Origin of the sequence: Cyanobacterium sp. T60_A2020_053 (genome assembly GCA_015272165.1) — a bacterium.
Lineage (GTDB): Bacteria > Cyanobacteriota > Cyanobacteriia > Cyanobacteriales > Cyanobacteriaceae > Cyanobacterium.
On record JACYMF010000071.1, the window covers coordinates 1 to 5,710 of the forward strand.

The following is a 5,710-nucleotide window of genomic DNA, read 5'->3' on the forward strand; positions in this document are numbered from 1 at the left end:
GGGTAGCGATTCATGGCAATAATTGACAACAATTATCCCATTGTAAACGTTTACAACAAAATTAGGGAATAAGCAATAGTGGTTAATTCGTAATTCTTAGCGCCCTCCACCGCAGTTGGTAAATAGTCATGGGGGTTTTCCTTCCGAACAGATCGAGGGGAGTCGCTATATTGATAAAGATAGAGCAATGCAAAAAATGGCTGATTATGGATTAGCGATTTGGGATGGAAAATCAAGAGGTACAAAGAATAATATCGATGCCGTCAAATTAACAAAAGTAATCAGAATTTAGTTGTAGTGGGGAGCAATCCTCAAATAATAATCTAAAAGATAATAAATAAATAACAGTTATGTGGTGTAAAACAATTAAAAAATGCCATGAAACTGTACGAATTGACTGAAAAACTAACCGAATTGGAAGAAACCATTGAAAACTTAGATGGTATTGATATTCCTGCTGATTTGCATAGCTATTTTCTTTCTCTTCTCTCCGAAGCCGAATCCACCAATGAGGAATTTCTTCTCAAAATTGATGATATTCTCTCGCTTATCCAGTCCAGAAAATACTGGTTAGAGGTACGCAAAAATGAGCAGAAACGACTCAATACTCTTATTAAGCGTGACGAGAAAACGGTGGAATGGCTACAAGAGTACCTTAAACATCACCTTGAAAAGTTAAACTTGAAAAAACTCCGAACCAATAAGTTTAATGTCACTGTCAGACAGGCATCAGTACCACCTTTAAATCTTTTTGAGGAGGATGCTACCAAGTACCCCAAACAGTACCAAAAAGTGACGGTGGAAGTTGACCGTAAGGCACTCAAAGAAGCCATCAAACAGGGTGATGAGGAAGCAATTAAGTACGGCAAGTTAGGAGAAAAATCAACGTACCTCAGTATTAAATAATATCAAAAGAGTCGAGGTAACTCGGCTTTTTCCTTTTGCCATTGCCACTATACTAAGATTTTTCGTGGTAGTCGTGACGTTTAGATTGAAGTTTTTCATCATTTAGAAGTGTCAAAATAGGAGAAGAAAAATGATAGCAACAGATAGTGTGAAAAACAAAGAAAAAAGAAAACTTGTTACTATTACCCTCACAAAAAATCCTATTAAAAGTGATCGGGCGATTGCCAAAACTCTTGGGAAAGTCTCCCATACCTATGTCGGTAAGATTAGAAAAGAGTTAGAACAACAAGGGAAAATATTATTCGTTTCTCCCCAAAATAGGGAACAAATAGGGCAGTTGCCTCTCTCTTCAATATCTCCCACACCAGACTTGTTTAAATTACTAGAAAATGAAGTAAAAAGATTACCCACAGAGGGGATTCTTCTTTTCAAAAAAGAAGTAGAAAGATTAATCACTACTGAGTTGGAGTCAAGAAGGGATAACTCTCTTGAGAACGCAATCCTAGTTCTAGCGAGAAATTGCGATGGGGCATCTTCTGAGGATGGTAAAGGCTTTAATAAGATTGATTTTGACTATGGACATTGGTTAGCGGAGCAGATTAACTCAGGAAATAAGTTAACCAAGCCTATTGCCCAAAAAGCTCATTCAATGCTTAAAAAATATCATGGTCAAGTGACAGTTAGCCCATGGAGTGATATTGCTCACCAATATCCTGAACCATTACTAATTTTTAAAGAGGATGAAAAATCTCTCAAATTAGCAGGGGATAAGATTGCAGTTATTTTTCCCTACGATCCTAATTTAGTGAAGTTGGTAAAATCTATATCCCCACGAGGAAAATTCAATGGGCAAGATAAAAATTGGTATTTTTCCCATAGTGCTTGTTTGGCATTAGTAAAAACGTTTACCCCTCATGATTTTAACATTGACCCAAATCTTGAAGGATTAATTGCTTATCAACAAGCCGAAGAACTTGAAAGACAAAAAGAAGAAATCAGAAAACAAAAAGAAGCAGAGCAAGAAGCCCAACAAACAGCTAATAAACTTTTTAGTTTTATCAATCAGATTGATTTAGATAAGCCCCTCGCTAATGGTTGGACTCTATTTCAACATCAAAAAGAAGGAATAAAATGGCTATTATCACGACAGAAAAAAGGCATTCTCAGAGGTGGAATCCTTGCTGACCATATGGGTTTGGGCAAAACCATCCAAACTCTTATTGCTGGTAAACATCTGTCTGAACATTACAATAATTGTCCAATCTTTGTTATTTGCCCAGCTTCACTACGGGATAATTGGGCGAAGGAAGCAGAGATGGTCGGCATTAAAATTGAGACTTTCTCATGGGCTAAACTACCCCAACCATTAGAAAAAGAATATATCATCATTGCTGATGAGGCACACTATGCCCAAAACACTAAATCCAAACGTACTCAATCATTATTAGCACTTGCCAATAATGAAAACTGTATTGCCACATGGTTGCTAACAGGTACACCACTTAAAAATGGACAACCGAGTAACTTGTTCCCCTTACTACTTGCTTGTAACCATGATTTAGCAAAAGACAAAACAGAGTATGAATTACGTTATTGCAATGGACAAAAAGGTTGGGGGGGTTCGTGGGATATTAGTGGTGCTTCCCACCTTGATGAACTTGCCCAGAAAACTGAAGATGTTATTTTGCGTCGTACTAAAAAACAATGTCTCGATTTACCACCCAAAATTCGGACTAATAAACAGTGCCTACTGCCCACAAAACTCAATAAGGAATATCTATCAGAGATTGACTACTACATTGCTGATTATCAAAGACGTGTTATTGAAGGAGAGGTTAGCGAAAATGCCGAAGCTCTTGTCACTGTAAATATTTTGCGAAAAACTGGAAGTAAATATAAAGTTGATACCACCCTTGAATTAGCTCAAGAGTTATTAGAGGAGGGTGAGCAAGTGGTAATCTTCACTGAATTTCGAGACAGCGCCCTTCAACTACATGACAAACTAGGGGGGGAGTTACTTCTTGGGGATACCCCACAGGGCGACCGACAAGCTATCGTTGACTGTTTTCAATCAGGTCAGTCTAAAGTATTTGTGGGCAGTATCAAGGCAGGAGGAGTCGGCATCACTCTCACCGCTTCATCTTCCGTTATTCTTCATGACCGCCCATGGACACCCGGAGATGCTGAACAGGCTGAAGACCGATGCAATAGGATTGGACAACAAAATACCGTTAATTCCTACTGGATTCAATTAGGTCAAATTGACCAATTAATTGATAGCACTTTATCACAAAAGCAGGAAAGAATTGATTTAGTTCTCAAAGGAAAACGAAAAACTCTAAGAGGAATTAAATCAACCTCTGATTTGGCTAAAGAATTAATATCCTTATTATCAAAAAACATTAAAAAAACTGAATAAATAATAGGAATTTGTGTAAAAACAATATAGGTAATCATCTATGTTAACAAAGCATAATATTCCTTTTAGAGTAACAATTTCAATTAAAGAATTGATTGAGAAGGATAATAATTGGTATCCAGTCGTTTTGCACATTCATACACATCTTAGCCAAATTAAAAAGATTCCTCGCATTTGCGATATTTCATTCTGGCACGTCATTCAAAATGATTCTGGTATCAAGGTTTATTGTCAAGAAGAGAGTGGATGTGAGCACAAATTCATCAGACATTTTCCCTTCACACTACCTACTAAAAAATTCTATCTCTGTCTAGATGAGTTAGGTGGTTATACTCTTATGCTACCCAGTGATTACTAAAGCCTAGTAGAAGAAAAAAAGCAGTTTTTGCACTATAATTTTATTAAAAATTAATCATAAAAACAACTACATTCAAAGCAATTCCAACTATCAGAAAAACGGGGGAATTGATAGCCATAATGGATACATTTACCAGTAAAACAAGGGTGATTTTCTAACAGCCACCATTGTCTTTTCTTACTTGGTTTGTCACTCACAGGCTTAATCAGTTTCCCACCGTAATAAACTTGACTATTTACATCACTCATTTTTAATTATGACTAAAATTATTTCATTATTCAATCAATCGGGCGGTGTAGGAAAATCTACATTGACCATGAATCTAGGTTATCACCTCTCACAAAATTATAAGGTATTGATAATTGATTTTGACCCCCAAGGTTCACTTAGTCTTTTCATGGGATTAGAACCCTCAGAATTAGACGCTACGATTTATGATTCGTTAATTAACGATGAACCATTGCCCATTCACTCATTCAGTGAGGGCAATTTACATTTAGTGCCTAGCAACATTAAATTAAGTGGGGCAGAATTAGAGCTTGTCACTGCTGATATGCGTGATTTAAGACTTGTTGATACTCTTTCTACTATTAAAGATAACTATGATTTTATCCTAATTGATTGCCCACCATCTCTAGGAATCCTTAGCTATATCAGTCTTGTCGCTTCGACCCATATTTTAGTACCCATCCAAACGCAATATAAGTCTTTCTGTGGTACTGAGTTATTACTTTCTACAGTAGCAAGGGTAAAGAAACGAGCTAATCGTGACCTTGAGGTACTAGGGTTTGTACCGAGGAAAAGAAGCTGTCACTCAGGGATTTAAAAGCTCTGATTTCTGACATGAAGGTTGTATCAAAGGAGTCTGAATCACAGGAAACCAAAACCATTGAGAACTCTATTACCAGCACCGCCAAGCAATTAAACAAGGTGAAGTTGTGGAAGTCTAACCCTCAGAAGTGGAAAAAGGTTGAAAAGCTAATCAAGGAAATCAATATGCTTCTCGTTGAGGAGGAGTAGGAGAGATGGGTGCATTAGGAGTGCGCCCCTTTTTTTTGTATGTTAAAACTTACCTTTTATTGTAATGAAGGATTTTAAAGTTGTCACGCAAAAGAAAGGGAAATATTATCAGAAAATTTTAAATTGGTACGAAGGAGGAGAGAGAAAGCGTAAAACTATTCCCAAGCCCCTTTGGTATCTAATTGATGAAGCAAATAGTCTTGAGGAGATCAGAGGGGCAATTCATAGCTACAAAGAAAACCAAGAACCTAGGCAAAGAAAAAGTAATAGGCGAGTTAAGGGAGAAGGCTCAGGAGTTATCCAAAGAAGAATTTGCAAGAAAAAAAATAAAGACGGTACTACTAAACGTTATACCCAATATTGGTTTCAGTTTGAGCAAGACGGAAAAAGAGGAAGCCGATATATTCCAGTGGCAATGGTTGATACTATCACTGAGATGAACGTTAGGAAAGTTTCTGTCTCTCTTATTCTCCAACGACTTGATTAATTTTGTACTGCGTGTTCTGCAAATTCATGTCAAAACATAACCTAAAATATAGCCCGTAATGCTTTGTTGACATTCCCCATGTCTTTTCATCCGCCCTATTAGAATCTGTACTGCGTGTTATTGTATTTTCATGTCAAAATAAACTTCAAACTTAGACGCTACAAGGTATTGAGGAGATAAACCCAAAAAAATATTATCAAGACTTTTGACAATAATGCCTGTAAGTATTGTTTTATATAGATTAGGTACTATTTTTGACATGAATTTGTGAAACACGCAGTACAATTTTGAAAAAAGCACCCAATCAATAACGCTTTTGTAGGGAGGAGCGTTTCGAGTCCTCGTCTTTCTAACACAATCCATTATGGTGATGGGAACTTCAGATGATACCGATTCGTCAAATATAAATCACATGGCTAAAAGACATCAGACATCTACACGCTCCCAGCATAAATATAAAGTGAGAACCCACCTTCCGCATACTTCAAAAAAAAGCAAAAATATTACAATGAATAAGAGT

At 36.8% G+C, this 5,710-nt stretch carries 6 protein-coding genes; 4 read left to right on the forward strand and 2 right to left on the reverse strand.

Features of this window, described 5'->3' with window-relative positions:
• Positions 1-50 precede the first annotated feature (50 nt).
• On the reverse strand, positions 51-188 hold the full coding sequence (locus IGQ45_10205; protein ID MBF2057568.1) for a hypothetical protein: 138 nt from the start codon (positions 186-188) through the stop codon (positions 51-53).
• A 190-nt stretch (positions 189-378) separates the two neighbouring features.
• On the opposite strand from IGQ45_10205, the gene IGQ45_10210 reads away from it, so the two are divergent.
• Both IGQ45_10210 and IGQ45_10215 read left to right on the forward strand, forming a co-directional pair.
• Positions 379-906 (forward strand): siphovirus Gp157 family protein, encoded by a 528-nt coding sequence (locus IGQ45_10210; GenBank protein ID MBF2057569.1) that lies wholly within the window; start codon positions 379-381, stop codon positions 904-906.
• A gap of 130 nt (positions 907-1,036) precedes the next feature.
• Positions 1,037-3,325 carry a DEAD/DEAH box helicase gene (locus IGQ45_10215; protein ID MBF2057570.1) on the forward strand — a complete coding sequence of 763 codons (2,289 nt, stop codon included), beginning with the start codon at positions 1,037-1,039 and terminating at the stop codon, positions 3,323-3,325.
• 408 nt (positions 3,326-3,733) lie between these two features.
• Here IGQ45_10215 and IGQ45_10220 read toward each other — a convergent pair whose 3' ends face one another.
• Positions 3,734-3,931, reverse strand: coding sequence for a hypothetical protein (locus tag IGQ45_10220; protein MBF2057571.1), 198 nt, complete (start codon positions 3,929-3,931; stop codon positions 3,734-3,736).
• Between the two features lie 8 nt (positions 3,932-3,939).
• Here IGQ45_10220 and IGQ45_10225 point away from each other — a divergent pair, with 8 nt between their 5' ends.
• Positions 3,940-4,509 carry a ParA family protein gene (locus tag IGQ45_10225; protein ID MBF2057572.1) on the forward strand — a complete coding sequence of 190 codons (570 nt, stop codon included), beginning with the start codon at positions 3,940-3,942 and terminating at the stop codon, positions 4,507-4,509.
• A 258-nt stretch (positions 4,510-4,767) separates the two neighbouring features.
• On the forward strand, positions 4,768-5,190 hold the full coding sequence (locus tag IGQ45_10230) for a hypothetical protein (GenBank protein ID MBF2057573.1): 423 nt from the start codon (positions 4,768-4,770) through the stop codon (positions 5,188-5,190).
• The last annotated feature ends 520 nt before the right edge of the window (positions 5,191-5,710 follow it).

What these genes read in the sequence shown, in the direction of transcription:
- IGQ45_10210 (MBF2057569.1), top strand. Translation starts at nt 379, where the DNA reads ATGAAACTGTACGAATTGACTGAAAAACTAACCGAATTGGAAGAAACC.
- IGQ45_10215 (MBF2057570.1), top strand. Translation starts at nt 1,037, where the DNA reads ATGATAGCAACAGATAGTGTGAAAAACAAAGAAAAAAGAAAACTTGTT.
- IGQ45_10220 (MBF2057571.1), bottom strand. Translation starts at nt 3,931, where the DNA reads ATGAGTGATGTAAATAGTCAAGTTTATTACGGTGGGAAACTGATTAAG.
- IGQ45_10225 (MBF2057572.1), top strand. Translation starts at nt 3,940, where the DNA reads ATGACTAAAATTATTTCATTATTCAATCAATCGGGCGGTGTAGGAAAA.
- IGQ45_10230 (MBF2057573.1), top strand. Translation starts at nt 4,768, where the DNA reads ATGAAGGATTTTAAAGTTGTCACGCAAAAGAAAGGGAAATATTATCAG.